Raw genomic sequence first — 238 nt, forward strand, 5'->3', positions numbered from 1 at the left:
GGTTTGATATTAGTGGAATCTATGACGATACATTGATCGATCCTAAAGAGCAGGAAGAAATGCAGTCTAACTTTGATTCAACTTCAGTGGATGAGATTTTGAGAATTTATGAGAATAACATTGTTGAAATCAAAGAGAAGTTTAAAGAATCGTCAGAGAGTAGTAGCATCCAGGGTGGAGAAGGTGTTAATAATTTATTAGAGAGAATCAAGAAAACACCTGAAATTGGTGCTCCTAT

General features: G+C 34.9%; 1 protein-coding gene. It reads left to right on the plus strand.

Features of this window, described 5'->3' with window-relative positions; translation table 11 throughout:
• The coding region (locus tag R0J92_RS26320; RefSeq protein WP_411053856.1) for a hypothetical protein at positions 1–238 on the plus strand (238 nt) is incomplete at both ends.

The sequence above is a fragment of the Tritonibacter sp. SIMBA_163 genome, from assembly GCF_046535935.1.
In the GTDB taxonomy this organism is placed as follows: domain Bacteria; phylum Pseudomonadota; class Alphaproteobacteria; order Rhodobacterales; family Rhodobacteraceae; genus Epibacterium; species Epibacterium scottomollicae.